General features: G+C 69.4%; 26 protein-coding genes and 1 tRNA gene. 17 read left to right on the plus strand and 10 right to left on the minus strand.

Translation table 11 applies throughout. The annotated features are described in order from the left end of the window. Nucleotides 1-62: 62 nt before the first annotated feature. The 4 genes from OQ789_RS00415 to OQ789_RS00430 are packed head-to-tail and all read left to right on the plus strand — an operon-like array spanning nt 63 to nt 1,544. The gene (locus OQ789_RS00415) at nt 63-665 is read left to right on the plus strand and encodes a type II secretion system F family protein (protein ID WP_324682658.1); all 603 of its coding nucleotides are present in this window, start codon (nt 63-65) and stop codon (nt 663-665) included. Nucleotides 666-683: 18 nt separating this feature from the next. After that, the gene (locus OQ789_RS00420) at nt 684-884 is read left to right on the plus strand and encodes a DUF4244 domain-containing protein (RefSeq protein WP_324682660.1); all 201 of its coding nucleotides are present in this window, start codon (nt 684-686) and stop codon (nt 882-884) included. Between the two features lie 23 nt (nt 885-907). Further along, nucleotides 908-1,210: a TadE family type IV pilus minor pilin gene (locus tag OQ789_RS00425; RefSeq protein WP_324682662.1), complete on the plus strand. Its 303-nt coding sequence runs from the start codon at nt 908-910 to the stop codon at nt 1,208-1,210. A gap of 16 nt (nt 1,211-1,226) precedes the next feature. Further along, complete coding sequence (locus OQ789_RS00430; protein ID WP_324682664.1) at nt 1,227-1,544, plus strand: Rv3654c family TadE-like protein; 318 nt, start codon at nt 1,227-1,229, stop codon at nt 1,542-1,544. Here the strand turns inward: OQ789_RS00430 and OQ789_RS00435 are convergent. Further along, nucleotides 1,541-2,575 (minus strand): PAS domain-containing protein, encoded by a 1,035-nt coding sequence (locus OQ789_RS00435; protein ID WP_324682666.1) that lies wholly within the window; start codon nt 2,573-2,575, stop codon nt 1,541-1,543. The two genes, OQ789_RS00430 and OQ789_RS00435, sit on opposite strands and share 4 nt — an antisense overlap. Nucleotides 2,576-2,677: 102 nt before the next feature. After that, nucleotides 2,678-5,017, minus strand: a complete 2,340-nt coding sequence (locus OQ789_RS00440) for a DEAD/DEAH box helicase (RefSeq protein WP_324682667.1) — start codon at nt 5,015-5,017, stop codon at nt 2,678-2,680. Nucleotides 5,018-5,300: 283 nt separating this feature from the next. Between OQ789_RS00440 and cspA the strand changes: the two genes are divergently transcribed. The 4 genes from cspA to topA all read left to right on the plus strand — a co-directional run bounded on the left by cspA (nt 5,301) and on the right by topA (nt 9,319). Further along, nucleotides 5,301-5,504 (plus strand): cold shock protein CspA, encoded by a 204-nt coding sequence (gene cspA, locus OQ789_RS00445; protein WP_007772268.1) that lies wholly within the window; start codon nt 5,301-5,303, stop codon nt 5,502-5,504. A 179-nt stretch (nt 5,505-5,683) separates the two neighbouring features. Continuing rightward, a complete protein-coding gene (locus OQ789_RS00450; RefSeq protein ID WP_324682670.1) occupies nt 5,684-6,283 on the plus strand; it encodes a hypothetical protein in 600 nt (199 codons plus the stop codon). A 7-nt stretch (nt 6,284-6,290) separates the two neighbouring features. Beyond that, entirely contained in the window at nt 6,291-6,515 is a 225-nt protein-coding gene (locus tag OQ789_RS00455) for a hypothetical protein (protein WP_324682671.1), read from the plus strand. Beyond that, nucleotides 6,497-9,319: a type I DNA topoisomerase gene (topA, locus tag OQ789_RS00460; protein ID WP_324682672.1), complete on the plus strand. Its 2,823-nt coding sequence runs from the start codon at nt 6,497-6,499 to the stop codon at nt 9,317-9,319. Before OQ789_RS00455 ends, topA begins: the two co-directional genes overlap by 19 nt. Before the next feature lie 6 nt (nt 9,320-9,325). Here the strand turns inward: topA and OQ789_RS00465 are convergent, their stop codons facing one another. Then, entirely contained in the window at nt 9,326-11,011 is a 1,686-nt protein-coding gene (locus OQ789_RS00465) for an adenylate/guanylate cyclase domain-containing protein (RefSeq protein WP_324683327.1), read from the minus strand. A 97-nt stretch (nt 11,012-11,108) separates the two neighbouring features. Between OQ789_RS00465 and OQ789_RS00470 the strand changes: the two genes are divergently transcribed. From OQ789_RS00470 to OQ789_RS00480, 3 genes are all read left to right on the plus strand, one after another. After that, nucleotides 11,109-12,317, plus strand: coding sequence for a DNA polymerase III subunit delta' (locus OQ789_RS00470; protein WP_324682673.1), 1,209 nt, complete (start codon nt 11,109-11,111; stop codon nt 12,315-12,317). Nucleotides 12,318-12,376: 59 nt separating this feature from the next. Further along, nucleotides 12,377-12,452 (plus strand) — tRNA-Thr (locus OQ789_RS00475). Nucleotides 12,453-12,638: 186 nt separating this feature from the next. Further along, complete coding sequence (locus OQ789_RS00480) at nt 12,639-13,358, plus strand: aspartyl/asparaginyl beta-hydroxylase domain-containing protein (RefSeq protein ID WP_324682674.1); 720 nt, start codon at nt 12,639-12,641, stop codon at nt 13,356-13,358. A gap of 11 nt (nt 13,359-13,369) precedes the next feature. On the opposite strand, the gene OQ789_RS00485 is transcribed toward OQ789_RS00480, so the two are convergent. Next, a complete protein-coding gene (locus OQ789_RS00485; RefSeq protein WP_324682676.1) occupies nt 13,370-15,193 on the minus strand; it encodes a hypothetical protein in 1,824 nt (607 codons plus the stop codon). Between OQ789_RS00485 and OQ789_RS00490 the strand changes: the two genes are divergently transcribed. Next, on the plus strand, nt 15,159-16,103 hold the full coding sequence (locus OQ789_RS00490; RefSeq protein ID WP_324682678.1) for an NAD-dependent epimerase/dehydratase family protein: 945 nt from the start codon (nt 15,159-15,161) through the stop codon (nt 16,101-16,103). The two genes, OQ789_RS00485 and OQ789_RS00490, sit on opposite strands and share 35 nt — an antisense overlap. Here OQ789_RS00490 and OQ789_RS00495 read toward each other — a convergent pair. From OQ789_RS00495 to OQ789_RS00505, 3 genes are read right to left on the minus strand one after another with little or no spacing between them, the layout of a single operon-like run. Further along, complete coding sequence (locus tag OQ789_RS00495; RefSeq protein WP_324682680.1) at nt 16,100-16,441, minus strand: DUF2304 domain-containing protein; 342 nt, start codon at nt 16,439-16,441, stop codon at nt 16,100-16,102. The genes OQ789_RS00490 and OQ789_RS00495 overlap by 4 nt on opposite strands. 13 nt (nt 16,442-16,454) lie before the next feature. Beyond that, a complete protein-coding gene (locus tag OQ789_RS00500; protein ID WP_324682681.1) occupies nt 16,455-17,156 on the minus strand; it encodes a glycosyltransferase family 2 protein in 702 nt (233 codons plus the stop codon). A gap of 34 nt (nt 17,157-17,190) precedes the next feature. Further along, nucleotides 17,191-18,459 (minus strand): hypothetical protein, encoded by a 1,269-nt coding sequence (locus OQ789_RS00505; protein ID WP_324682682.1) that lies wholly within the window; start codon nt 18,457-18,459, stop codon nt 17,191-17,193. Nucleotides 18,460-18,587: 128 nt separating this feature from the next. Between OQ789_RS00505 and OQ789_RS00510 the strand changes: the two genes are divergently transcribed. Beyond that, nucleotides 18,588-19,655 carry a DUF475 domain-containing protein gene (locus OQ789_RS00510; protein ID WP_324682684.1) on the plus strand — a complete coding sequence of 356 codons (1,068 nt, stop codon included), beginning with the start codon at nt 18,588-18,590 and terminating at the stop codon, nt 19,653-19,655. 25 nt (nt 19,656-19,680) lie between these two features. Here OQ789_RS00510 and OQ789_RS00515 read toward each other — a convergent pair whose 3' ends face one another. Then, nucleotides 19,681-20,169 (minus strand): inorganic diphosphatase, encoded by a 489-nt coding sequence (locus OQ789_RS00515; RefSeq protein ID WP_324682686.1) that lies wholly within the window; start codon nt 20,167-20,169, stop codon nt 19,681-19,683. A gap of 139 nt (nt 20,170-20,308) precedes the next feature. Between OQ789_RS00515 and dacB the strand changes: the two genes are divergently transcribed. From dacB to hpt, 4 genes are read left to right on the plus strand one after another with little or no spacing between them, the layout of a single operon-like run. Further along, nucleotides 20,309-21,694, plus strand: coding sequence for a D-alanyl-D-alanine carboxypeptidase/D-alanyl-D-alanine-endopeptidase (gene dacB / locus OQ789_RS00520; RefSeq protein ID WP_324683328.1), 1,386 nt, complete (start codon nt 20,309-20,311; stop codon nt 21,692-21,694). Continuing rightward, complete coding sequence (locus tag OQ789_RS00525; protein ID WP_324682688.1) at nt 21,691-22,764, plus strand: zinc-dependent metalloprotease; 1,074 nt, start codon at nt 21,691-21,693, stop codon at nt 22,762-22,764. Before dacB ends, OQ789_RS00525 begins: the two co-directional genes overlap by 4 nt. Then, nucleotides 22,743-23,717: a tRNA lysidine(34) synthetase TilS gene (gene tilS / locus OQ789_RS00530; protein ID WP_324682690.1), complete on the plus strand. Its 975-nt coding sequence runs from the start codon at nt 22,743-22,745 to the stop codon at nt 23,715-23,717. Before OQ789_RS00525 ends, tilS begins: the two co-directional genes overlap by 22 nt. A 50-nt stretch (nt 23,718-23,767) precedes the next feature. Further along, nucleotides 23,768-24,379, plus strand: coding sequence for a hypoxanthine phosphoribosyltransferase (gene hpt / locus OQ789_RS00535; protein WP_324683330.1), 612 nt, complete (start codon nt 23,768-23,770; stop codon nt 24,377-24,379). A 10-nt stretch (nt 24,380-24,389) separates the two neighbouring features. On the opposite strand, the gene OQ789_RS00540 is transcribed toward hpt, so the two are convergent. Together OQ789_RS00540 and OQ789_RS00545 are read right to left on the minus strand one after the other, a co-directional pair. Further along, a complete protein-coding gene (locus tag OQ789_RS00540; protein ID WP_324682692.1) occupies nt 24,390-25,121 on the minus strand; it encodes an SIMPL domain-containing protein in 732 nt (243 codons plus the stop codon). 23 nt (nt 25,122-25,144) lie between these two features. After that, nucleotides 25,145-26,119 (minus strand): hypothetical protein, encoded by a 975-nt coding sequence (locus OQ789_RS00545; RefSeq protein WP_324682694.1) that lies wholly within the window; start codon nt 26,117-26,119, stop codon nt 25,145-25,147. Nucleotides 26,120-26,430: the final 311 nt, after the last annotated feature.

Genomic DNA, 26,430 nt, shown 5'->3' on the forward strand with positions numbered 1-26,430 from the left:
GAGTGGCGTCATGAATCACGCCGGCGACGATGCAGAGCGAAGCGATGAGGAGGAGTGGCGTCATGAATCACGCCGGGGAAGCGGCGGTGCTACTGGCCGCCGCACTGTGGATCGGTCCCAGCGGTTCACCGGTGCGCTGCCGCGCCGGGATGTCGGCGGGCGGCGGTCGGGCGCCGCGGGGCCGCACGCCGGCGCGCGGCCCGGATCCGCTGGCCGTCGCGTCGTGTCTGGACGTGCTTGCCGTGTGCCTGGGGGCGGGCATGGCCGTGTCGACGGCCGCGGCGGCCGCGGCCCCGTCCGCCCCGCCGAATCTGGCGAAGGTGCTGCGCCGCGCCGCCGACCTGCTCGCGCTCGGCGCCGATCCCGCTGTCGCATGGTCGGTTCCGTCCAGACCGCGCAAGGATGCTGACCCGCAGATCGACGCGCTGCTGCGGCTGGCCCGGCGTTCGGCATCCTCGGGCGCGGCACTGGTCGGTGGGGTCACCGAGTTGGCGGAGGAGTCTCGTCACGATGCCGCGCACGCGGCGGCCGCCGCGGCCGAACGGGCGGGCGTGCTGATAGCCGGACCGCTGGGCCTGTGCTTCCTGCCGGCGTTCGTCTGCCTGGGCATCGTCCCGGTGGTGGCCGGCCTGGCCGGTGACGTCCTGCAGTCGGGCCTGCTGTGAAACGAAAGAAAGGCAGTGATGATCAACAAGATTCGCGAGTTCTTTGCGCACCTCACCGTGCTGGTGGCCGACGAGTCGGGCATGTCGACGGTCGAGTACGCCATCGGCACGATTGCGGCGGCCGCGTTCGGCGCGGTGCTGTACACCGTCGTCACCGGCGACTCCATCGTGTCGGCGCTGACCAACCTCATCGGTCGTGCGCTCAACACCAAGGTGTAGCCGCCAGTGCGGGCGCCAGCACCGTGGAGGCGGCACTGGGCACCGCGGCGCTCGTGGTGGTGCTGGTGTTGTGCCTGGCCGGTGTCGCCGCGGTATCGATGGAGGTGCGCTGCGTCGACGCCGCCCGCGAAGCCGCCAGGCTGGCGGCGCGCGGCGACGACCGCTCGGCCGTGGCGGCCGCGCGCCGCCTCGCGCCCGGTGGCGCGCGAGTCGAGCTGCGCCGCGACGGCGACTTCGTGGTGGCCACCGTCGTCGCGCATTCAAAGCTCTTGCCCGCCATCGATATTGCGGCCAAAGCGGTCTCGGCCGCGGAGCCGCGGCGGTGATCGGGGCTCGGCCACCGTGGTCGCGGCCTGGATGATCGTGGTGCTGCTGACGGCGACCGGCGCCGGCGCGTACCTGGGCTCGGCGGTGGTGGCACGGCACCGCGCGCAGGCGGTGGCAGACCTGGCGGCCTTGGCGGCCGCGGCGCGGTTGGGCTCGGGAGCGGACGCCGCCTGCGCCGGCGCTGCGGCTGTGGCACGCCGCATGAAGACCGACGACATCCGCTGTGCGCCAGACGGTCTCGATATCGTCGTCACGGCGCGGGTACCGGTCGCCTTCGGCGGTGCGGCGAGCGCCGCCGCGCGGGCGGGCCCGGCGCTTGGGGACTTCGACTAGGGCGCGTCGGGGCCCGGCGACAATCCCGCGGTGGCCAACTCGTCGTCGGTGGGCAGGCGCAGGGACACCAGCCCGGCGTACACATCCGGTTCCAGTTCAACCCGGTTGACGGTGACGTGCACCGGGACCCAATCCCCGTCGTGCCCCGGCATCCGCAACACCCGGCTGGTGCCGCCCTCGCTGAATTCCCTTGTCATGGCAGACATCACGTCGTGATCTTCGGGGTGCACCCTGGGCTTGCCGGTCGCACTGCTGCGCCAGTCGTAGAAGGGGCAGGGCTCGTCGAGCCATTTCAGCAGGCACCAGGTGTTGAGGTCGATCAGCGCGCGGTGCACTCCGGCCTGGGCCAGGCCGCTGAGGATACGTTGCGCGAGGTCGTTGGTGGTGACCTGCGGACCGCTCTTTTCGGACTGCCAGTTGATGGCCCGGGCCACCAGATGCTCCCGGCTGTCGGGCCCCGGCTCCAGGATGGTGCGTGCCACGAAACCTATCCGGATGGACTCACCTCGCCAGTCGGTGATATCCCAAGTGCTGCAGATCGTTTGGTCGGGCTTGGCCTTGACCGCCATGGCCATCACCTTGGTCTCGTTCGGGTTCAGCTCGCGCGAGGGAAGGTCCTCGGCGAAGGCCCTGCCGAAGGTGACCTCGATGTCGGGATTCTTCCCGCTGTTGATCAGCGATTCGCGCGTGTCGGTGGCCACGCCGAGGGTCAGGTCCCACTTCAGCGGCCCCGGGATCGGCCGCTCGGGCGGGTCGACGTCGGCCGGGCCGGTCCAAACGTGCACGCCGTGGATGAAACCGTCGGACATCACCACCGGCTCGGTGCGAATGATGCGGTCCCGCTTGGGGGTGATGCTGGTCAGCGCCTGACCGGTCTCCACCGACTCGGCGATCGCCGTCCGAACGGCGGCAAGATACGGGCTGCGGCGCATGAATGTGGTGATGGGGACGAGGTTTTTGAGTTGGCAACCCTGCGCCACAACGGTGGGTTCACCCCCGAGTGTCTCCACGAGCAACCAGTCGTGGGCCATGCGGCTGATTTTACGGTGGGGGGACGGGACCCGGGGAACGCGGGCGGTCCGGGCGTCGGTGTCCCGGGACAAACCCCAGGTCGGCCCGCGAGGTGTCCGTCGTCACCCCTGGGAACTGCTCGCCCGTGACCCCTGCGCCAACTCGGCGAGGACCAGCTTCAGCACCAGCACCGCGCCCGCTTTGTCGAGCGGGTCGTTGCCGTTGCCGCACTTGGGGGATTGCACGCACGACGGGCACCCCCGGGGGCACTCGCATGCTTCGATGGCGTCCGCTGTCGCACCCAGCCAGGTGCCGGCCTGGCGAAAGCCCCGTTCGGCGAACCCCGCGCCGCCCGGATAGCCGTCGTAGACGAAGACGCTGGGCAGGCCGAGGGGATCGGGCCCGACGGCGGTGGACAGGCCGCCGATGTCCCCGCGGTCACAGCTGGCCACCAATGGCAGCAGTCCGATCGCCGCGTGTTCGGCGGCGTGCAACGCGCCTGGAATACGTGTGCCGTCAATACCCTTGCGCTGCAACGCATCTTCGGTGATGGTGTACATCACAGCCGTGGTGGCCAAGGTATGTTCGGGCATGTCCAATTCGATGAAGTCGATCACCTCCCCGGACAGCCGGCGGCGCAGATACCCGACCACTCGATGCGTCACCCTGACCGGCACCAGACCCAGCGTGACCGGCCCGAACGCGAGGCGCTCGCCGGTGCCGGTGACGGCGATGTCGGTGATCTCGCGCGCGAACGTCGCATAGCCGGGGTCCTCGGCGTGCACGAATGCGATGCCCTCCCCGGTGTCCAGCGAGTCCACCACGTAGCTGTCGCCTTGATGCAGATACACCGCGCCGGGATGGACGGTGGCCGGCGCCTGCCCGGCGCCGGCGCTGCCGAGCAGCCTTCCGGTATCGGCCTCGACGATGACGATCTGGCCGCCCGCCGAGCCCCGGATGTCGACGGCCGCATGCGGTTGCAGGCCGGGCACCGGAAAGTATTTGCCGTTGCGCCGCCGCAACAGCCCGTCGTCGACCAGGCCGTCGGCCACTTCGGTGGCATCGAGGGTGCGCACCTCCGCCTCGTCAAGCGGTAGTTCGGTTGCCGCGCACAACAGTTGCGGACCCAGGATGTAGGGGTTGGCGGGGTCGATCACCACCCGCTCGACCGGCTTGCCCAGCAGTGCGGCGGGGTTGTGCACCAGGTAGGTGTCCAGCGGGTCATCCCGGGCGACCAGCACCACCAGGGCGCCCTGCCCGCGCCGTCCGGACCGGCCGGCCTGCTGCCAGAAGGAGGCGACCGTGCCCGGGAAACCCGCGAGCACCACCGCGTCCAGCCCGGCGATGTCCACGCCCAGCTCCAGCGCGTTGGTGGTGGCCAGGCCGCGCAACCGGCCCTCGGCCAGCGCGCGCTGCAGCGCGGTGCGGTCCTCGGCGAGGTAGCCGGCGCGGTACGACGCCACCGTGCTGGACAGCTCCGGGGCGGTGTCGGCCAACCGCGCCCGGGCGGCGAGCGCGGTCAATTCCGCGGCGCGGCGCGACCGTACGAAGGTCAGTGTCTGAGCTCCCTCGGTGATCAGGTCGGCCATCACCCGCGCCGCCTCGGTGCCGGCTGAACGGCGCACAGGCGCACCGTTCTCTCCGGTCAGCTCGGCGCGCAGCGCGGGCTCCCACAACGCCACCGTCCGGGCGCCCTGCGGCGACCCGTCCTCGGTGACCTCCTCGACCGGATGCCCGATCAGCTCGGCGGCCGTCGCCCCCGGGGAATCCGTTGTCGCGCTGGCGAAGATAAACGTCGGGCCGGCCGAATACCGGGCGCACAACCGCAGCAGGCGCCGCAGCACCATCGCCACGTTGGAGCCGAAAACCCCACGGTAGTAATGACATTCGTCGACAACCACGAATCGCAAACTCCGCAGCAGGGCGGCCCAGCGGGCGTGGTTACGCAAGATCGACAAGTGGATCATGTCGGGGTTGGAGAACAACCACCGCGAACGTTCCCGCGCGAAGCGGCGGACCTCGGCGGGGCTGTCCCCGTCGTAGGCGGTGGGGGCGACGTCACGCAGCCGCGGAATCGCCGCGGTGAGCGTGTGCGCGGCGCGCAATTGGTCGTGGCCCAGCGCTTTGGTCGGCGACAGGTAGAGCACCCGGGCCCGCGGATCGGTCGCCAGGGCGTTGAGCACCGGGAGCTGATAGGCCAGTGACTTGCCCGACGCGGTGCCGGTGCTGAGCACCACGTGACGGCCCGCGTGCGCCAGGTCCGCGGCCTCGAACTGATGCGACCACGGCGAGGTGATCCCACGCCCGGCGAACGCGCTGACCACGTCGGGTTCGGCCCAGTCCGGCCAGTCGCGCGGCCGGCCGCCGCGCGGCGGCAGTTCGGCGACGTGGCGCAGCGGATGCTCGTCCGGCGCGGTCCCGGCGAGCGCGGCGGCGAGCAGCTCCCTGCCGAAACTCGCCATCTCACTCCCTGGGTGCATCCGTCGTGAAATCGGCATCGCTGCGGCCTTCGAATCGGCGAAAGACACAACTCTGTCGCCAAAGCGATGAACATGGTTGACTATTTGCGGTCGCAGCTTCTGTGTTCGTGTCAAACTTTCGCAGGATCGACGTTGCGGCCGCGGTTCCTGCGAGGTTAATCGGTCGGGTGAAGTTCCGGCGACTCAGCGAGGTATGGCGGTCGTACCAGGCCCGGGGCATCGAAAGGCGATGCCCCGCACCCAGAAGAAAAGGAAAGATCGAGAGATGCCACAGGGAACTGTGAAGTGGTTCAACGCGGAGAAGGGCTTCGGGTTCATTGCCCCCGAAGACGGTTCCGCTGACGTGTTTGTCCACTACACGGAAATCCAGGGTTCGGGCTTCCGCACCCTCGAGGAGAACCAGAAGGTCGAGTTTGAGATCGGCCACAGCCCTAAGGGCCCCCAGGCCACCGGAGTCCGCTCCCTGTAGAGGCGAGCAGACCTGAACGGATACCCCCCGTGCAGACCCGCCCAGCGGGTCGGGCCGGGGGGTATCCCCTTTTGCCGCCGCGACCCGGGGGCGCATCCCGGGGACGCATCATTGCCGGACCGCACGCCGCGCCGGTCGCCTCGAGACGCGGATGGGCACCCTGGCCTACTGTCGGTGGCGTGAGCCAGCTTTCCTTCTTTACAGCGGAGGCGGTGCCGCCCGCGGTCGCCGATCTTTCCGGTGTGCTGGCGGCGTCCGGGCAGATCGTCACCGTGGCTGCCACCGGTGAAAACCCCGTCGCGGGTGCCCGGTTGTCGGTGGTCGTGGACGAGACCTGGCGGGCCTCGGCGCTGGCCGAGATGATCCGGGAGGCCGGCCTGGTCGCCGAGATCAGCCGGACTGACGAGGACACCCCGCTGGTGCGGACCGCGGTAGACCCCTCATTGCGCACGCTGGCCGCCGAATGGACGCGCGGCGCGGTCAAGACCGTCCCCCCGCGCTGGCTGCCCGGCCCGCGCGAGCTGCGGGCGTGGACGCTGGCGGCCGGACACCCGGAGGGCGAGCACTACCTGCTGGCATTGGATCCGCACGCGCCGGACACCCATTCGCCGCTGGCGTCGGCGTTGATGCGCGTCGGGATCGCGCCCACCCTCATCGGCACCCGCGGCGGCCGGCCGGCGCTGCGGATCAGCGGGCGCCGCAGGCTATCGCGCCTGGTAGAGAATGTGGGAGAGTCGCCCGATGGCGCCGAGGCGTTATCGCGGTGGCCACGAGTCTAGCCTGGAGATGACGCCCGAGATCGTGTCGCCTTTCCGTCGTTTTCGCCACGGTCAGTTTGCGCAGGCCCGCCCGAGGGTGCGAAATTGTCAGGTGCCGCAGGGCAAGGGAACGGTCGCGTACCTGAATTTCACCGGAATTTTCGATGCCGACCTGTCATCCTTCCTGCAGGTGGTCTCGCGGGGGGACCAATCAGGGATGGAGCGTAAGGGCAGTTGGCTGACGCGAAACTGAAGGAAAGCGGCGGCGGCAATGGCAGCCGGCGGCGACTCGTGATTGTCGAGTCGCCCACCAAGGCGCGCAAACTGGCCGGCTACCTGGGGTCCCGGTACATCGTCGAATCGTCGCGCGGTCACATCCGCGACCTCCCCCGGGCCGCCGCCGACGTCCCGGCGAAGTTCAAGTCGGAGCCGTGGGCCCGCCTCGGGGTCAACGTGGATGCGGACTTCGAACCGCTGTACATCATCAGCCCCGAGAAGAAGAGCACCGTCACCGAGCTCAAGGGCCTGCTCAAGGAGGTCGACGAGCTCTACCTGGCCACGGATGGTGACCGCGAGGGCGAGGCCATCGCCTGGCACCTGCTGGAAACCCTCAAGCCGAACATCCCGGTCAAGCGGATGGTGTTCCACGAGATCACCGAGCCGGCCATCCTCGAGGCCGCCGAAAACCCCCGCGACCTGGACATCGACCTGGTCGACGCGCAGGAAACCCGGCGCATCATGGACCGCCTGTACGGCTACGAGGTCAGCCCCGTGCTGTGGAAGAAGGTCGCGCCCAAGCTGTCGGCGGGCCGGGTGCAGTCGGTGGCCACCCGGATCATCGTGCAGCGCGAACGCGACCGGATGGCGTTCCGCAGCGCGTCCTACTGGGACATCGTGGCGACGCTGGACGCCAGCGTGTCCGACCCGCAGGCCGCACCGCCCACCTTCACCGCCCGCCTGACCAGCGTGGACGGGCTGCGCGTGGCGACCGGGCGCGACTTCGACTCGCTGGGCAAGCTGCGCAAGGCCGACGAGGTGACCGTGCTCGACGAGGCGAGCGCCACGCAGCTGGCCGCGGGCCTGCGCGACGCCCAGCTCTCCGTCGCGTCGGTGGAGGAGAAGCCGTACACGCGTCGCCCCTACGCGCCGTTCATGACCTCGACTCTGCAGCAGGAAGCCGGCCGCAAGTTGCGGTTCTCCTCCGAGCGCACGATGAGCATCGCGCAGCGGCTCTACGAGAACGGCTACATCACCTATATGCGTACCGACTCCACGACGCTGTCGGAGTCGGCGATCAACGCCGCGCGCACCCAGGCCCGCCAGCTCTACGGTGCCGAGTACGTGTCCCCGTCGCCGCGGCAGTACACCCGCAAGGTCAAGAACGCCCAGGAGGCTCACGAGGCGATCCGCCCCGCCGGCGAGACGTTCGCGACCCCGGATGCCGTCCGCCGCGAGCTGGACGGCGACGAATTCCGCATCTACGAGCTGATCTGGCAGCGCACGGTGGCTTCCCAGATGGCCGACGCGCGCGGCACCACGCTGAGCCTGCGGATCAACGGCACGGCGGGCGGTCCCGCCGGGGACAGGCAAGTGGTGTTCTCGGCCAGCGGTCGCACCATCACCTTCGCGGGCTTCTTGAAGGCATACGTGGAGACGGTGGACGAACTGGCCGGGGGCGAGGCCGACGACGCCGAGAGCCGGCTGCCGCAGCTGACCCAGGGCCAGCGGCTGGACGCCGCCGAGCTCACCCCGGATGGCCACGCCACCAACCCACCGCCGCGCTACACGGAGGCGTCGCTGGTCAAGGCTCTCGAAGAGCTGGGCATCGGCCGCCCGTCGACGTATTCGTCGATCATCAAGACCATCCAGGACCGTGGCTACGTGCACAAGAAGGGCAGCGCGCTGGTGCCCTCGTGGGTGGCGTTCGCCGTAACCGGTTTGCTGGAACAGCATTTCGGCCGTTTGGTCGACTACGACTTCACCGCCGCGATGGAGGACGAGCTCGACGCGATCGCCTCGGGACAGGAACGACGCACCGACTGGCTCAACAACTTCTACTTCGGCGGCGAGCACGGGGTGGCCGACTCGGTGGCCCGCTCCGGTGGCCTGAAGAAGCTCGTCGGCGTCAACCTGGAAGGCATCGACGCCCGAGAGGTCAACTCCATCAAGCTCTTTGACGACGAGCAGGGCCGCCCGGTGTACGTCCGGGTGGGCAAGAACGGGCCGTATCTGGAACGGATGGTGGCCGGTGAGGACGGCGAGCCCAAGCCGCAGCGGGCCAACCTCAACGACTCGCTGACCCCCGACGAGCTGACGCTCGAGGTGGCCGAGCAGCTGTTCGCCACCCCGCAAGAGGGTCGCGTGCTGGGAGTGGACCCGGCGACCGGCCACGAGATCGTCGCCAAGGACGGCCGGTACGGGCCGTACGTTTCCGAGGTGCTGCCCGAGCCGCCGCCCGGTGACGACGACGGCAGCGCCGCACCGGCTAAGAAGGGCAAAAAACCCACCGGCCCCAAGCCGCGAACCGGTTCGCTGCTGCGCACCATGGACCTGCAGACCGTCACGCTCGAGGACGCGTTGCGGCTCCTGTCGCTGCCGCGGGTGGTCGGCGTCGACCCCGCCACCGGCGAGGAGATCACCGCGCAGAACGGCCGCTACGGTCCATACCTGAAGCGCGGCAACGATTCTCGCTCGCTGGCCACCGAAGAGCAGATGTTCGACATCACCCTCGAGGAAGCGCTGAGGATTTACGCCGAACCCAAACGGCGCGGCAGGCAGGGCGCCGCCACACCGCCGCTGCGCGAGCTGGGCGCCGATCCGGCGACGGGCAAGCCGATGGTGATCAAGGACGGCCGGTTCGGTCCGTACGTCACCGACGGTGAGACGAACGCCAGCCTGCGCAAGGGCGATGACGTGCTGTCGATCACCGACGAGCGCGCCGCCGAACTGCTGGCCGATCGCCGGGCCCGTGGTCCCGCGAAGCGTCCCGCCAAGAAGGCCACCCGCAAGGCGCCGGCCAAGAAGGCTGCGGCCAAAAAGGCCACCAAGCGGAGTTGATCCGGCTCAGTAGCCGGGGCCGATCGTTTCACCGGACATTTGTTCTGCCCGAGCCGAAGCGGGCGCGGAGTCGGCCGTTCCGGCCAAGTGCACGGGCCGCGCCAGTTGGGTGGGCGCCCGGCGGCCGCGCAGCTCGACGACCTCGCCGACGTCCCAGCAGAGGGCCTCGGCGTCCAGCGCCCCGCTGACCGCGATCGCCGACGCGAGCACGTGCCCGGGCTCCAGCTTGGCCAGCTCGGTGAGCCGGGCGGCCTCGTTGACCGGGTCGCCGATCACCGTGTACTCGAAACGGGCCTGCGCGCCGATGTGGCCGGCGATGGCCCGCCCGGAGGACACCCCGATGCCGAACTCCGCCGAACCGATCACCGGCAGCAGCGCGTCGTGCAATTCGCGGGCCGCGGCCAGCGCGCCACCGGGTGAGTCGGGGTGTTCGATCGGCGCGCCGAAGATCGCCAGCGCGGCGTCCCCCTGGAACTTGTTGACGAAACCGCCGTGTTTGCCGACGGTTTCCACGACGACCCGGAAGAACTCGTTGAGCAGGTGGACGACCTCGGCGGGCGGACGGGTCGAGGCCAGCTGGGTGGAGCCGACCAGGTCCACGAACAGCACCGCGACGTCGCGCTCCTGGCCGCCCAGCTCGGTGCCGCGCTCCAGCGCCCGGCGGGCCACGTCCTCGCCGACGTAGCGGCCGAACAGGTCGCGCAGTCGCTGCCGCTCGGACAGGTCGCGCACCATGTCGTTGAAGCCCGCCTGCAGCAGGCCCAGCTCGCTGGCGTCGTAGATCTGCATGTGTGCGTTGTAGTTTCCGCGCTGCACCTCCGAGAGCGCCCAGCGCAGCTGGCGCAGCGGGTCGGCGATCGACATGGCGACCAGCAGCGTGCTGATCAGCCCGATGACCAGCGCCGCCATCGCCAGCAACAGGATCGGGGTGAACAGTTTCTCCGGCGTGGCGTGCAGCAGCGAGATCTTGTCGGCCACCACCGCCAGCACGATCGCCAGCACCGGCACGGCGGTGGACAGCATCCAGGTCAGGATCTGGCGCAGGATGACGCCGGGCGCCTTGACGTTCTCGGGCACCCCGCCGCGCAGGGCGGCCACCGCCACCGGCCGCAACACCCTCTCGGACTGCAGGTAGCCGATGATCGAGGTGGCGGCGGCGCCCAGACCGGTCGCGACGGCCACCACCGGCGCGGCGAACCGGGCCACTGACCAGCTGGCGACGATGAACACCACGCCCCCGATGCACCAGGCGACGATGGTGATCAGGGTGCGGTAGAACGGCATTCGCAGCGCCCGACTGCGGGCCAGTTCGGTGGTGGCGGGGTCGGATTCGGCGAGCAGGCTATCGCGGCGCTGCCACCGGAAAACCGGCATCAGCAGCTTCAGGTTGATCGCCCAGGTGGCGAGGAACAGAGTGACCAAGGTCGCCGCGAAAATCGCCACGTTGAGCACCGGCAGATCCTGCAGCTGGATGCGGTCCTCCGGCGGCAGGGCGTAACGCAGGAAGCCGAGCACGAAGAGGGCGCCGATGATCTCGGACTGCAGCATGCTGAGCGAGAACAGCGGCCACGGCGTGCGCACCACCCAACGGACGAATCCGCTGATCCGCCCGGGTAGTTCCGCCGCCGCTGTCACTAACCCACCGTATCGGGCGGTACTGACCTCTCGGAAACTTAATAACGATCTCGGCAGGTCGCCCGGGGTGCCGCGACGACGCCGAAGATAACGGAATGGTCGCGGTACGGTGGCCGTTCGGTATCTGTCGGCGGCGCCGTTAGTGTTACCGATGATGTCCGGGGTGTTTACGCGGCTGGTAGGCCAGCACGCGGTGACGGCCGAGCTGCTGGCCGCCGCCGAGGCCGCCCGTGGTGATTCGGCCCACACTGGCACGGCCGCCGGGACTATGACACATGCGTGGCTGATCACCGGTCCGCCGGGCTCCGGGCGCTCGGTGGCCGCGTTGTGCTTCGCGGCCGCGCTGCAGTGCACGTCCGCCGGGGCGCCCGGGTGCGGGAGCTGCCACGCGTGCACGACGACCATGGCCGGCACCCACGCCGACGTGCGGCGGGTGATTCCCGAGGGCCTGTCCATCGGTGTCGACGAGATGCGTTCGATCGTGCAGATCGCGTCGCGGCGCCCGGCCACCGGGCACTGGCAGATCGTGGTGATCGAGGATGCCGACCGGCTGACCGAAGGCGCGGCGAATGCCCTGCTCAAGGTGGTCGAGGAACCGCCGCCGTCGACGGTGTTCCTGCTGTGCGCGCCGTCGGTGGATCCGGAGGACATCGCCATCACGCTGCGTTCCCGGTGCCGGCATGTGGCGCTGGTGACGCCGTCCGCCGAGGCGATCGCGCAGGTGCTGGCCGACAGCGACGGCCTGAGCCCCGACACGGCGAGCTGGGCGGCGTCGGTCAGCGGCGGCCATGTCGGCCGGGCGCGGCGGCTGGCCACCGACCCCGAGGCCCGGGAGCGCCGGGAACGGTCGCTGACGCTGGTGCGCGACGCCGTAAAGCCGGCGCGGGCCTACACAGCCGCCGAGGAGCTGGTGGCGGCGGCCGAAGCCGAGGCCGTCGTGCTGACCGCCGACCGCGCGGAGGCCGAGACCGAGGAGTTGCGCACGGCCCTGGGCGCCGGCGGCACCGGTAAGGGCACCGCGGGCGCGATGCGCGGCGCGGCCGGGGCGATGAAAGACCTTGAGCGACGGCAGAAGTCGCGTCAGACCCGGGCGTCGCGCGACTCGCTGGACCGCGCGCTGATCGACCTGGCGACCTATTTCCGGGACGCGTTGATGGTCTCCGCCGGAGCGGGGGCCACACGGGCCAACCACCCGGACATGGCCGAGCGGGTCGCGGCGCTGGCCGCCCACGCCCCGCCCGCGCGGTTGCTGCGCTGCATCGAGGCGGTGCTCCAATGCCGCGAAGCGCTGGCGATCAACGTCAAACCCAAGTTCGCCGTCGACGCCATGGTCGCCACCATCGGCCAGGAACTGGGCGAGTAAGCCAACTTGGGCGGGCCCGCCCGCCTGCCGTAGACTCGTGCCGCCCGGCGTGCGGGTGTGCCGCCTTAGCTCAGTCGGTAGAGCGATTCACTCGTAATGAATAGGTCGGGGGTTCGATTCCCCCAGGCGGCTCCATTGTGATCAGTCGACACGTGCAAGGGCGGGCGTGACTTTGTCGATTCCCGCCTGCACCCGCGGCTGCCCGACGTAGGCTCTGACCGCTCGTTCCAGGTACGTCAGGGCAACGTCACACAGGGGGTTGTAGTGAACCCGACGCAAAAGATCCTCCAGGTCCCACTGAACGCGCTCGCGAAGCTCATCTTGGCGCTGCACAACCTGTTTGGGCGCGCATCGACGTTCGGCGACCACGAGTTCTTCGACACCAAGGAGTTTCCGTGGGTGGCCGACATCGAGGCGGACTGGCGCAAGGTCCGCGCCGAACTCGATACGCTCCTGCCCTACGCGGCGTATATGCCGAACTTCCATGACCTCGCGGAGTGGCAGCGGGAAGTCTCCGGCGACGACGGCTGGAAAACCTTCTTCCTCTACGCCTACGGCCTCAAGGCGGTGGGGAACTGCCGTCGCTGTCCGGAAACCACGAAAGTCCTCAAGAAGATGCCGGGCATGAAGACCGCGTTCTTCTCGATCCTCGCGCCCGACAAGCACCTCCCGCCGCATCGCGGCCCCTACAAGGGCGTCCTTCGCCTGCATCTGCCGCTGCTCATTCCCGAGCCGGCCGACATGTGTGGCATCCGCGTCGGATCCCAGACCCGTCGCTGGGAGGAGGGCCGGGTGATGATCTTCGACGACACCTTCGAGCACGAGGCGTGGAACAAGACGGACGGGGTGCGAGTGGTCCTGTTCGTCGACATCGTGCGACCGATGCGCTTCCCGGCGAATCTCTTGAACGCGGCGATGCTCTGGATGATCGCGCTGTCGCCCTTCGTGCTCGGCCAGGGCGGCAACTATCTGCGGTGGGAAAAGCGCTTCGAGGATGTGGTCAATCGGGGTGCCGCCGGCGAGGACAAGGTCACGAGGTAGTTCGCCGGCGCCTACGGACTGGCCGGCGCGACGAACCCCACCGGGCCCGACGCGATGCACAACGCCAGCGCGGTGGTGTTGGCGCGCACGGTGATGGCGTCCCCGGCGCCAGGCAGGCGGGCGAACACCCGGTTGAGTCCAGGATGCACCGGCACCTTGACCGCGGGGCCGTGCGTCATCGACAGCAACATCGAGCCGTCGCTGTTGGCCAGGTAGTTCAGTTCGACGGTCCAGTCGGCGGGCAGCAGCGGGCCGTCCAGGACCAGGCGGGCCGGTTTGTCCGGTTGGGCGAAGTAGCCGCACCGCGGCATTGGCCCGGGCGCGATGGTGCGGACCCAGGTGACCCGCGCCTTGATCAGCCGGCCCGAATTGTCAATCATGCGCAATTGGGTTGTTGCAGAAGCGAATCCGGGTCTATCGCGCAGCAGGGCGAACAGGTGGCCGGCCAGATTCTCCGGCGCCGCGACCCGCTGCAGCACGAACGGGTCGACCTCCTGGTCCAGCAGCGGCGCGTCCGAGGACGCGTGCGCGGCGGCCAGCGCTGCCCGGGCGTTCTGCAGATACGCCTTGGTGGGGTTGTCGCGCCAGCTGGTCAGAAACGTCGTCGTCGAGTACAGGCTGCTGGCCACGAACAGCGCCGCCACACCCGCGGCCACCGCGGTGCGCATGGGCGACGCGTCGAGCCGGCGCGTACCGGCCCGCCGGCCGGGGGCGCTCAATGCCACCGCGGCCAGCAACGCCAGCACCACGACCAGATCCGGCAGGTAGCGCAGCGTCTGCGCGAGTTCCAGCGCGGTCTGCCTCGACGAGCGCATCAGGTAGATCGGCACCTGGCAGGCCACCGCATAGCCGGCGGCGACCAGCCACACCGGCCCGATGCGTTGCTTGCGCACCAGCGACACCGCTACGGCCAGCGCCAGCACCAGCCAGCCCAGCGCCATCACCGACGGCGGGGGCGTCGCCCAGGGCGAGGCCGGCGCCCACCGGTCCCAATGCCACGGGCCGCCGGCCAGCCCCGGCACGATGCCGTGCGTGATCGAGCGCACCAGCAGTTGCCACGTCATCGCCAGGTCGGAACTCCACCGCCGCTGATCGACCACGGCCAGGTACAGCGCGACCCAGGCCGCGGTGAGGGCCAGGGCGGCGATCCACAAGCGCAGGCCGGCCCGCCATACCGTCGCCGCCGCCGAACCCCGGCTCCGATCGCCGGTCACATGGCACAGCAGCGCGGCGACCGCGAACGCGACGAAGGGGATCACCGCGGCCTTCTCGAAAAACAGCAGCCCGCCGAAGTAGACCAGCACCGCGGTCACGGCGTAGCGCTGGTTGCCGGTGCGCACCAGCAGGACGGCGTCGGCGCACACCCAGGCCAGCGCGGCCAGCATAGGCAGCGAGTTCAGCGCCGCCGCCCACCACGCGAACCCGGGCACGGCCAACGGGGTGAACAACGCGAACGTCAACGGGATCAACAGCGCCGGCCGCCAGCCCAGGATGACGTACAGCGCGCGCAGCAGCGCCAGCGACGCCAGCAGCTGCAGCACCACCAGGCTGACCGCCGGCCAGGTCCAGTTCAGCGGCGCAAGCCGAATGATGGTGCCCGCGACCAGAAACGCGCCGGGCATGACGTGCCCGTCGTGGTCGTCGAACAGATACGAGGGCGCGAGCAGGTTGTGGGTGCCGGCCTTGCCGATGAGGATCAGGTCGTCCCAATAGAAGTAGCCGCCGAACGCCAGCACCGCACGCACCGCCAGCTGCACCGCGATGAGCGCGGCGGCCGAGGCCGCTATGTATGGTGGGCCGGTGCGTGCACTGGTCACCGGAGCAGCCGGATTCATCGGCTCGACGCTAGTCGACCGTCTGTTGGCCGACGGTCACGCGGTGCTGGGGCTGGACAACTTCGCTTCCGGGCGCGCGACCAACCTCGAGCAGCTGGCCGACAATGCGGCCTTCGCCTTCGTCGAGGCGGACATCGTGACCGCCGACCTGGAGTCCATCCTCGCCGAGTACCGGCCGGAGGTGGTGTTCCATCTGGCCGCCCAGATCGACGTGCGGCACTCGGTGGCCGACCCGCAGTTCGACGCCTCGGTCAACGTGATCGGCACGGTGCGCCTGGCCGAGGCGGCCCGCCGGGCGCAGGTCCGCAAGATCGTGCACACCTCTTCGGGCGGATCCATCTACGGCACCCCGTCGCGCTACCCCACTCCCGAGACCGTGCCGACCGACCCCGCGTCGCCGTATGCCGCGGGCAAGGTGGCGGGCGAGATCTATCTGAACACCTTCCGCCACCTGTACGGGCTGGACTGCTCACACATCGCCCCGGCGAATGTCTATGGCCCGCGCCAGGATCCGCACGGCGAGGCCGGCGTGGTGGCGATCTTCGCCCAGGCGCTGCTCTCGGGCAAGCGCACCAGGGTGTTCGGCGACGGGTCCAACACCCGTGACTACGTCTTCGTCGACGACGTCGTGGACGCGTTCGTCAAGGCGGGTGGGGACGCCGGTGGCGGGCAGCGCTTCAACGTAGGCACCGGCATCGAAACCTCGGACCGTCAACTGCATTCGGCGGTGGTGGCCGCTGTCGGAGGACCCGACGATCCGGAGTTCGCGCCGCCGCGGCTCGGCGACCTCAAGCGGTCTTGCCTCGATATCGGTTCGGCCGCAGCGGTATTGGGCTGGAAACCCAAGGTCGGGCTGACCGAAGGGATTGCCCGCACGGTGGAGTTCTTCCGGCAGGCGCACAGCGGCTAACCCGCTTCGGGCGGCAGCGCGGACTCCATCGCCACCGCCCGGGCGAGCCGCGCGTAGCGCAGTTCCAGATCCTTGAACCGCATATAGGTGCTGAGCGTGGTGAAGCAGAAGGCCATGATCAGCGCGTAGAGCATCAGGTCGGTGCCGCGGCGCACACCGAACCATTGCGCCACCACCGTGGTGTCGTCGGGCCGCAGCACGGCGTAGATGCCGGCCAGCACGAACACCACGTAGCCCACCTTGACCCAGGCCCGGGACCGCGCGTTGCGGCGTGAGCGCAGCAGATAGACGAGCAGTGCGACGATCGATCCGATCAGCAGCACCTGAATCCAGTTCATGTTGCGACCCTTTTCATCTCGGAAGCCTGCCGCGCAGGAACCCGTCGAAAATGATGTTGACGCCGTTGAGTAGCGGCTGGCCCTTCGACTTGGAGTATGCGGTGTAGAGCACCTCGATCGGCTCTTCGGTGACGCGCCAACGGTTTTCGTCGACCAGCATGATGAATTCGTTGGCGTGGCTCATGCCGCTCATCGTGATGTCCAGGGCGTCGGCCACCTTCTTGTTGAACACCCGGAGCCCATTGTTGGTGTCGGTCAGGCCGAGTCGGCGGCCGCGGCGGCTCAACCGCGCGGCGGTCTGCAGCACGATCTGTTTGACCAACGGCGGCCGGACGCCCTGCTGCGTGCCGAACCGGGTGCCGATCACGACGTCGACGTCGTGATCGCGCAGCCGGTCGACCATCTTCGCCAGGTCTTTGACGCGGTGCTGCCCATCGGCGTCGAACGTGGCGAAAATCTGCGCCCGCGGCTGCCTGCGCGCGTACTCCACACCGGTCTGGATGGCGGCTCCCTGGCCGAGGTTGATCGGGTGGCGCACCAGGTGAGCGCCGGCCTGCCGGGCGATCTCACCGGTGCCGTCGGAGCTGCCGTCGTCCACGCAGACGACGTGGTCGAAGACCGAACGGACGTCGGCCACCACCTCGCCGATGACTGGTGCTTCATTGAAGGCGGGAATGACGACCCAGACGGCCGAATAGTGCGTTTCAGTACCCATCTAAGCCCACAAGGTACACGCCGCGGCCGCCATATCAGCCGGTAGAGCGCGCGGCGCGCGACAGCGCCACCAGATGGACGCCGATCCCCACGACCGGGCCGCACAGCAACCCGACCACGGTTCGGGTCTGCAGGGAGAGCGGCAGCAGCAACAGCAATCCCGACGCGACCGTGGCGCTCACCCAGCCCAGCGCGTAGGCCCGGTGCAGCGCGGCGGCCACCGCCGCCGCTCCGGTCAGAGTCAGCATGGCGATCGCCACCGCCGCCGCGGTCAACCACGCCAGCAGCGCGCTGCCGGCGTGGTACTGCTGCCCGAAGCCCACCCGCAACAGCCACGGACCCACCACACCGGCGGCCAGCACCCCGACCGCGCCGATCGCCCCGACGATGGCCGCCGGACCGAGCAGGGCCCGGACCCGGTTGCCTCGCTCGTCGACGAAATGGGCGATCAGGTTGCCCTGCATGGCGGTCAGCGGCACCAGCAGGGGAGCGCGGGTCAGCGTGACGGCCAGGATGATCACCCCGCCCTGTGCGCCGAGCTGCGCGCTGGTCAGCTTCAGCAGCACCGGAAACCCCATCACCAGGACGGCGCTGGCGCCGGCCGCGGTGATCGAATGCGCTGCGCCCCGCAGGAAGGTCGCGGTGCCACCGGCGGTCAGCAGCCGGGCGGTGGCCCTGGTCGCCGGCGAGGCGATCAGCAGGATCAGCCAGGCGACGGCGCCCGCCACTGTTGCCCACAAAAACCCGGCCAGGCGCCACCCGAGCGCCACCGTCGCCGCGGCCACCAGCACGCGGATGACGGCGTCGGTGACCATCAGCGCCCCGTAGCGGGTCCACTGGTTGGTGCCGGCCAGCATGCCCAGCAAGGTGGCGTGCACGCAAAACCCGGCCAGCCCGAGACTGAGCAATACCACCGACAGCGGCCGCGCCTCGACGAACACCCGCGCGCCCCACAACGGCGAGCTGCCTGCGATCATCACGGCCGCGGCCGCTCCGACCAGCATGGCGACGCGCATCGGGTGGGTGCGGGGTTGCCCGACGGCCGGGTCGCCGGTGTTCGGCCCGCCCACGGGGCTCGTCCGGACTTCGCGGGTGGTTTCCTGCAGCAGGCCGTTGGCCGCACCCGTCACCAGCCCGAAGGCCCCCCAGAACACCCCGAAGATCGAAAACCCGCTCGGCGCCAGATCCCGGGCGGCCAGGTAGATCACCGCGTACCCGCACAGCGCCGTGACGGCGGTGGCCGTGCCGACCCGGGCCATGCTGCCGCGCGCCACCGGCCCCTGTGAGGCGCTGATCTCGGTCATCGGGGTCCCGGCGCCCTCAGCCGACTGCCCCGACGTTTCGCCACAATTTGAAAATTCTATGCGGACCCCGCCCAACACCCCTCGCGGCGACGCGGTTCGCTAGTGTGGCGGCCGTCGGGAGGGAACCAGTGTCCGCTGTGCGCACCTTCGGGATCTCGCTGGCGGTCACCGCGGCGGCGCTGGGCGCCGGATATGCCTATGGCGGCTTCAAGGGCCTGTATCTGCTGGTGGTGCTGGCAGTCCTCGAGGTGTCGTTGTCGTTCGACAACGCCATCATCAACGCCTCGATCCTGAAACGGATGAGCCGCTTCTGGCAGCGGATGTTCTTGACGATCGGGATCCTCGTGGCCGTGTTCGGCATGCGACTGCTCTTCCCGCTGCTCATTGTGTGGGTGACCGCGGGCCTGAACCCGCTGCGCGCGATGCGGTTGGCGCTGCATCCGCCGCCGCACGGCGCGCTGGAGTTTCCCGACGGCTCGCCCAGCTACGAGAAGCTGGTCATCGCGGCACACCCCCAGATCGCCGCGTTCGGCGGAATCTTCCTGTTGATGCTGTTCCTGGATTTCCTCTTCTATGACCGAGATATCAAGTGGCTCAAGTGGATCGAGGCCCCCTTCGCGCGCCTCGGCCGGTTCGGGCAGGTGTCGATGGTGTTCACCGGCCTGGTGCTGGTCATGGTGAGAACGCAGTTGACGCACTCGGCCGGCGAGGCGGCGACGGTGCTGACCGCCGGGCTGCTGGGAATGGTGACCTATCTGGTGGTCAACGGCGTGAGCCGGGCGTTTCGGCCGTCCGACGCCGAAGCCGGCACGGGACAGGCCGTGACCGGATGGGCCGGCCTGTCCCTGTTCCTGTACCTCGAAGTGCTCGACGCCGCCTTCTCGTTCGACGGCGTCACCGGCGCGTTCGCCATCACCTCGGACCCCGTCATCATCGCGCTGGGGCTGGGACTGGTGGGCTCGATGTTCGTCCGGTCCATCACCATCTATCTGGTGGGGCAGGAGACGTTGGGCCGGTACGTGTACCTGGAGCACGGCGCGCACTGGGCCATCGGCGCGCTGGCCATCATCATGCTGGCCTCGATCGAGCCCAGGTTCGAAATCCCGGAGCCGGTTACGGCGTCGGTCGGCGTCGTTTTCATCGCGGCGGCGCTGGGCTGGAGCATTCTGCACAATCGCCGCGCCGCCGCGCCGTGACGGGACGGGGGCCCACCGGGGTGGTTCAGTGCCCCTCGGCCTTGAACCGTTCGATCGAGCGCTGGATCTCCGCCTCGGCCTCTTCGCGGCCGACCCAGTCCGCGGCCTTGACGAACTTGCCCGGTTCCAGGTCCTTGTAGTGGACGAAGAAGTGCTTGATCACCTCCAGCTCGAACTCCGGCACGTCCCCGATGTCCTGGATGTGGTCCCAGCGCTTGTCACCGGCCGGCACGCACAGCACCTTGTCGTCGCCGCCCTTTTCGTCGGTCATCCGGAACATGCCCACCGGGCGGGCCTCGACGATCACGCCGGGAAACACCGGCTGGGGCAACAGCACCATCGCGTCCAGCGGGTCGCCGTCCTCGCCGAGGGTGTCCTCGATGAAGCCGTAGTCGGTCGGGTAGGCCATCGCCGTGTACAGGTAGCGGTCCAGACGCAGCCGCCCGGTCTCGTGGTCAACCTCGTACTTGTTCCGCTGGCCCTTTTGAATCTCGATGGTCACGTCGAATTCCACCGCGTGGGCTCCTTGTCTGTCGGTGATGGCGTCGCTCGGGGACGGCGTCTGATTGGGCAGGCCGATTTGGCTCTGCTACACCCTAGTCGAGCGCATCGGCGCCGATTCGGCAGAATGGGTCCAGACAGTCAGGAGAGTGATGGCCCGTACTCGCTGGCAAAAATCCACCCCAGTGCTCATCGGGTTGGGCGTGCTGGTGTTCGTCGCCGCCGTGGTGGCGGCGGCGATATTTTTCACCACGGCCGGACACGGCGCCAGCGGCGCGCATGCCCCGATACCGCCCCCGCACGCGCCGACGGTGAAGCCGGGCGTGACCCCGGTGAGCGACACCGCCGAGCTACCCAGTGCACCCGGCGTCAGCGCGATGCTGGCGCCGGTGGCGGGCGACCCCAACCTGGGCCGGCTGGGCGGCCGCATCAGCGACGCCATCACCGGAAAAGAGCTGTGGCAGGTGGCTGCCGATATGCCGTTGGTGCCGGCGTCGACAAACAAGGTGCTCACGGCCGCCGCGGCCTTGCTGACGCTGGACCGCCAGGCCCGGATCAGCACCCGCGTGGTGGCCGGCAGCCAGAACGCCCAGGGACCCGTCGTGCTGGTCGGTGCGGGCGACCCGGCGCTCTCGGCGGCGCCGCCCGGCGTGGACACCTGGTACAAGGGGTCGGCCCGGATCAGCGACCTGGTCGAACAGATCCGCCGCAGCGGCGTGACGCCGACCGCGGTGCAGGTGGACACCTCGGCGTTCAGCGGGCCGACGATGGCGCAGGGCTGGGACCTGGCCGACGTCGACAACGGCGACATCGCGCCGATCGAGTCGGTGATGATCGACGCCGGCCGCATCCAGCCTTCGACGGTCAACTCGCGGCGGTCCCGCACCCCGGCGCTGGACGCGGGCCGGGAACTGGCCAAGGCGCTGGGCCTGGACCCGAACGCGGTGACGATCGCGACAGCGCCGTCGGGAGCGCGGCAACTGGCGGTCGTGCAATCGGCGCCGCTGGTCGTGCGCCTCGGCGAGATGATGGACCACTCCGACAACGTGCTGGCCGAGTGCATCGCCCGCGAGGTGGCGGCCGCGATCAACCGGCCGCGCAGTTTCGCCGGTGCCGCCGACGCGGTGACCAACCGCCTCGGCACCGCGCGCGTCGACACCGCGGGTGCGGTGCTGCTGGACTCCAGTGGGCTCTCGGTCGATGACCGGCTGACGGCCAAGACGCTCGACGGCGTGCTGCAGGCCGCGGCGGGGCCCGACCAGCCCTCGCTGCGCGCGCTGCTGGATCTGCTGCCGATCGCCGCGGGCAGCGGGACGCTGGCCGACCGCTTCACCGACGCCTCCACGACCCAGGGCCCCGCGGGCTGGTTGCGGGCCAAGACCGGGTCGCTGACCGCAATCAACGCGCTGGCCGGAGTGCTCACCGACCGCAGCGGCCGGGTGCTGACCTTCGCTTTCATCTCCAACGACGCCGGCCCGACCGGCCGCAGCGTGATGGACGCGCTGGCGACCCGGCTCTGGTCCTGCGGGTGCTCATGACGTCGGCGCCGGACCTGACTCTGGGCGCGACCGTGGACTGGCAGTTCGCCGCCACGGTCGGTCGGCGGCTGGCCCGGCCGGGCCCGCCGTCCACCGACTACACCCGTCGCCAGGTGATCGACGAACTCGCCAGGGCGTCCACCAAAGCCGAACCGCTGGTGCGCGACGTCACCGGCCTGAACACCGACGGCTCTGACAAGGGCCAGGTGCCGGCAGCCCGCATCGTCGACCGCCCGGACTGGATCGCCGCGGCCACAGAGTCGATGCGGGTGATGATGAACGGCGCCGAGAAGCCCCGCCGGTTTCTCACCGGCCGCGTCACCGGCGCGCAGACCGGCGCCGTGCTGGCGTATGTGTCCTCCGGGATCCTCGGCCAGTACGACCCGTTCGCCACCGAGAACGGGACGAGATCGGGCTGTCTGCTGCTGGTGTATCCCAACGTTGTCGCCGTCGAGCGGCAGCTTCGGATCGAGCCGTCCGATTTCCGGCTGTGGGTGTGCCTGCACGAGGTCACCCATCGGGTGCAGTTCACCGCCAACCCGTGGCTGCCCGACTACATGTCGCAAGCGCTGGGCCTGTTGACCCGCGACGCCGGTGAGGACATGGGCCAGGTGATCGGCCGGCTCGCCGACTACGCCCGCAACCGCGGCAACCCGGCGGCGGAGTCCGATGCCAACTCGTCGGGGATTCTCGGGCTGATGCGCGCGGTGCAGTCCGGGCCGCAGCGTCAGGCGCTGGATCAGCTGCTGTCGCTGGGCACGCTGCTGGAGGGCCACGCCGATCACGTCATGGACGCGGTCGGGCCGATGGCGGTGCCGTCGGTGGCCACCATCCGCCGCCGGTTCGACGAGCGCCGCCACCGCAAGCAGCCGCCGCTGCAGCGGTTGCTGCGGGCGCTGCTGGGGCTCGACGCGAAGCTCAGCCAGTACACCCGCGGCAAGGCGTTCGTCGACCACGTGGTCGGCCAGGTGGGGATGGCGCGGTTCAACGCCATCTGGACGGGCCCCGAAACGCTGCCGCTGCCCGACGAGATCGAAGAGCCCCGGCGATGGATCGAACGGGTGCTGTAGACCGGCTGCGCGCGGCCGTCGAGGCGTTCGTCAAGACCCACCTGCCCGACGTGGAGCAGTGGTGTGTGGCGCTATCCGGCGGCCCGGACTCGTTGGCGCTCACCGCCGTCGCGGCCCGGCTGCGGCCCACCGCGGCGGTGGTGGTCGACCACGGCCTGCAACCCGACTCGGCCGCCGTCGCTGAGAACGCGCGCGCGCAGGCGATCTCATTGGGATGCGTTGCGGCCCAAGTTATCCCGGTGCGGGTGGGCGACCGGGGCGGTCCCGAGGCGGCGGCGCGCGCGGCCCGCTATACCGCGTTGAGCGCCTACCACACCGGCCCGGTGCTGCTGGGCCACACGCTCGACGACCAGGCCGAGACGGTGCTGCTGGGACTGGGCCGCGGGTCCGGGGCGCGCTCGATCGCCGGAATGCGTCCCTACGATCCGCCGTGGTGCCGGCCGTTACTGGGAGTGCGCCGGGCCGTCACGCACGCCGCGTGCGGGGAGCTGGGGCTGGCCCCCTGGCACGATCCGCACAACACCGACCGCCGCTTCACCCGGACCCGGCTGCGCACCGAGGTGCTGCCGCTGCTCGAGGACGTGCTCGGCGGCGGCGTGGCCGAGGCGCTGGCGCGCACCGCGACCTCGCTGCGGGAGGACTGCGAGCTGATCGACACGCTGGCCGCCCGCGCGCTGCCCGAGACGAAGGCGGACTCCGGCCTGCGGGTCCCGATGTTGGCGACGCTGGACGCCCCGGTGCGGCGCCGGGTGATCCGGGCCTGGCTGCTGGCCGGCGGCGCGACGAACCTGACCGACAAGCAGATTCGCGGCGTGGACGCGCTGGTCGCCGGCTGGCACGGGCAGGGCGGGGTGGCGGTGGGGTCGTCGCTGCAAGGCGAGCGATTGTTCGCGGGCCGCCGCGACGGTGTGCTGACGCTGTGGCGCGAGCCGGTCGGCGAAGCTATCCAGTAGCCGCACTATCGGGGCTGCCGTTGGTTATTCGCCCGACGTCGTGGCACGCTGTGGGCGTGGCCCAGATCTCCTCGGCGATCACCCCCGCGCAACCCGCCGAGCTGTACCCCGGGGATATCAAGTCTGTCCTGCTGACGTCGGCGCAAATTCAGGCGCGAATCGCTGAGCTCGGCCACGAAATCGGGGAGAACTATCGGGACGCCGCGCTGCAGACCGGACAAGACCTGCTGCTGATCACCGTGCTCAAGGGCGCCGTGATCTTCGTCACCGACCTGGCCCGCGCGATCCCGCTGCCCACCCAGTTCGAGTTCATGGCCGTCAGCTCGTACGGGTCATCCACGTCCTCCTCGGGCGTGGTGCGGATTCTCAAGGACCTGGACCGCGACATCGAGGGCCGGGACGTGCTGATCGTCGAGGATGTCGTCGACTCGGGTCTCACCCTGTCCTGGCTGCTGCGCAACCTCAAGACGCGCCACCCGCGTTCGCTGCGGGTGTGCACCTTGCTGCGCAAGCCCGACGCGCAGGGCGCCCACGTCGACATCGCCTACGTGGGCTTCGACATCCCCAACGACTTCGTCGTCGGCTACGGCCTCGATTACGACGAGCGCTACCGCGACCTGTCCTACATCGGCACGCTGGACCCCCGGGTCTACCAGCAGTAGCCGGTGCGGCTCAGTCCAACTCCCACACCGCGGTCACCGAGAAGTTCACGGTCTGCTGGCCGGGTTCCAGCGGAACCATCGTCGGCATGGCCCGCGGTGCCCCGGCCGGGGGCGGGGTGTTGCCGGTGGCCTCCGAAATGGACAGCACCCGTCCCAGCCGGAGCCCGGACAGCTGGGCGTACTGCTCGGCGCGGCTCTTGGCGTCGTTGAACGCCCGCGACCTCGCGTCCTTCACCAGCTGTGAGTCATCGGCGATGGAATAGCGGACCGACTTGATCCGGGTGGCGTCACCGCCCGTGCCGACGATGAGGGACAGCAGGCGCGACGCGGCGTCCGTCGGGCGGATTTCGACGGCGATGGCATTGGTCGCGCGATACGCGGTGATGGTGGCGGTACCGCTGGGCCCGGGGTTGTTGTACTCCGGCGACAGCGTGACCTCGGTGGTGCTGATGTTCTTGCGGTCGATGCCCGCGCCGGTCAGCGCGTTGATGACCGCCTGTTGCCGATCGTTGGTCTGGTTCATCGCCGTGGTGACGTCGGGCGCGCTGAATTCGATGCCGACGTCGGCGGTCAGGGTGTCCGGGACGCCTTGCACCCGGCCGGTGCCCACCACAGTGACCTGACGGGGATGGGCGCCGGGTTGCGGCGGGTTGTGCTCGTCGCACGCCGAGACCGCTGCGATGGTCAGGCCGGCCGCCGCCGCGGCGATCGACAGGCGGACCAAGCTTTCAGTGCTGGGCATGCCTGGACACTAGCGCGAACGCACTACAGCAGCGGCAGCAACCTTGCGTCCGAAGACTCGCTGCGTGCTCTGCTGAGTTCGGCTCTCATTCCGGCGAACCCGCCGCCCGTCGCCCGTTGCTCCTCGAGTCGCTGCTGGGCCTCGTCGGGGAGACGGGCCCTGCGGTCGGGCGTCTTCCAGAGTTCGAAGGTCTGCACCGCCCAGTACGCGGCGAACTCCAGGATCACCAGCGATTCCATCAGCAGAACCCAGAGTTGCCACCGGGGGTGTATGAGGTGCAGTGCGATGACGGCGATCAACGTCACCACCATCGCCCCGGCGATGCCCCGGTAGCACCACTGGTAGCGGCGCCGATGGGGTGACTTCGCCTCGTCCTCGTGCCCGACGACATACGCGGCGCCGAACACGGTGACGATGAATGACGAGAGCATCAGGACACCGGCAATGCCGTGGATATGCGCGTTGAACCAGGCCGGAAAGAAGACAAGGGCAATCGCGCCGAGCGCCATGATCAGCCAAAAAATGCACAGCGCCACGATTCCCAGCGGACTTCTCGCGTGCCGGGTGTGGTTGCGGTAGTGCAGCCAGGCCGTCCACAGCCAGCCCGCAATCAACGCCAGGACAACCGTCCAGACGTTGGGCCGAATTGCGGGCTCGAATTGGCTCGGCAAATCGCCTTGCCCACACAGCAACTCGGGCCGGCCCTGCGGCACCATCGCGATCATCAACGCGGACACGCCGGCCAGGGTCAGGAACGCATCCTCGGTGTCGTTGGTGCCCCTGTAGAGGATGAGTAGCACGCCCAGAGCCAGGAGCGCCGCAATCAGAATGCTGTGCGCCGACGTGTAGTAGTAAGCGCTGAGGGCGAATTGCCAACAGGTTGCCGACAATTCCTCGATGAGGATGGCCACGAAGACCATCAGCGTGATGATGACCATCCCGACCCGCAGGTCACGATAGATGGCAAGTGGGACGGGAGTCGGTGTCCGGTCGCTCATGGCCGCCTGCCACCGCCGGATCACGAGCGCATTTTCGTTCGCCTGAGGCGTGTCCGGCAACTGTTCGAGGACACTACCGAGTGAACTGGCCGACCGCAGCGGATATGGACAGATATCTGAAAAACGGCCCCCTTCTTATGCGCTGTTGCGGGACAACCCAATGGGCGCCGCGGGAGGCTCAGATATTTTCATATATGTCTCCAATCATATTGTTCTGAAACACCTTTCATTCGAAATCCAAATGTCGCAGCATTTCAGATCAGTGAAGTGAACAGTTGTCATCACGGCCGTGAATTAGCGATTTCTGGGCT

Source organism: Mycobacterium sp. 94-17 (assembly GCF_035617725.1).
In the GTDB taxonomy this organism is placed as follows: domain Bacteria; phylum Actinomycetota; class Actinomycetes; order Mycobacteriales; family Mycobacteriaceae; genus Mycobacterium.

Bases quoted from the DNA above. Each gene is read 5' to 3' on its own strand.
- OQ789_RS00545 (WP_324682694.1), bottom strand. From the start codon at position 26,119: ATGAGCGACCGGACACCGACTCCCGTCCCACTTGCCATCTATCGTGAC.
- OQ789_RS00525 (WP_324682688.1), top strand. From the start codon at position 21,691: ATGACGTCGGCGCCGGACCTGACTCTGGGCGCGACCGTGGACTGGCAG.
- OQ789_RS00485 (WP_324682676.1), bottom strand. From the start codon at position 15,193: ATGAATCCGGCTGCTCCGGTGACCAGTGCACGCACCGGCCCACCATAC.
- OQ789_RS00495 (WP_324682680.1), bottom strand. From the start codon at position 16,441: ATGAACTGGATTCAGGTGCTGCTGATCGGATCGATCGTCGCACTGCTC.
- OQ789_RS00415 (WP_324682658.1), top strand. From the start codon at position 63: ATGAATCACGCCGGGGAAGCGGCGGTGCTACTGGCCGCCGCACTGTGG.
- OQ789_RS00420 (WP_324682660.1), top strand. From the start codon at position 684: ATGATCAACAAGATTCGCGAGTTCTTTGCGCACCTCACCGTGCTGGTG.
- OQ789_RS00470 (WP_324682673.1), top strand. From the start codon at position 11,109: ATGTCCGGGGTGTTTACGCGGCTGGTAGGCCAGCACGCGGTGACGGCC.
- dacB (WP_324683328.1), top strand. From the start codon at position 20,309: ATGGCCCGTACTCGCTGGCAAAAATCCACCCCAGTGCTCATCGGGTTG.
- OQ789_RS00440 (WP_324682667.1), bottom strand. From the start codon at position 5,017: ATGGCGAGTTTCGGCAGGGAGCTGCTCGCCGCCGCGCTCGCCGGGACC.
- OQ789_RS00435 (WP_324682666.1), bottom strand. From the start codon at position 2,575: ATGGCCCACGACTGGTTGCTCGTGGAGACACTCGGGGGTGAACCCACC.
- cspA (WP_007772268.1), top strand. From the start codon at position 5,301: ATGCCACAGGGAACTGTGAAGTGGTTCAACGCGGAGAAGGGCTTCGGG.
- OQ789_RS00455 (WP_324682671.1), top strand. From the start codon at position 6,291: ATGACGCCCGAGATCGTGTCGCCTTTCCGTCGTTTTCGCCACGGTCAG.
- OQ789_RS00540 (WP_324682692.1), bottom strand. From the start codon at position 25,121: ATGCCCAGCACTGAAAGCTTGGTCCGCCTGTCGATCGCCGCGGCGGCG.
- OQ789_RS00505 (WP_324682682.1), bottom strand. From the start codon at position 18,459: ATGACCGAGATCAGCGCCTCACAGGGGCCGGTGGCGCGCGGCAGCATG.
- tilS (WP_324682690.1), top strand. From the start codon at position 22,743: ATGGATCGAACGGGTGCTGTAGACCGGCTGCGCGCGGCCGTCGAGGCG.
- OQ789_RS00500 (WP_324682681.1), bottom strand. From the start codon at position 17,156: ATGGGTACTGAAACGCACTATTCGGCCGTCTGGGTCGTCATTCCCGCC.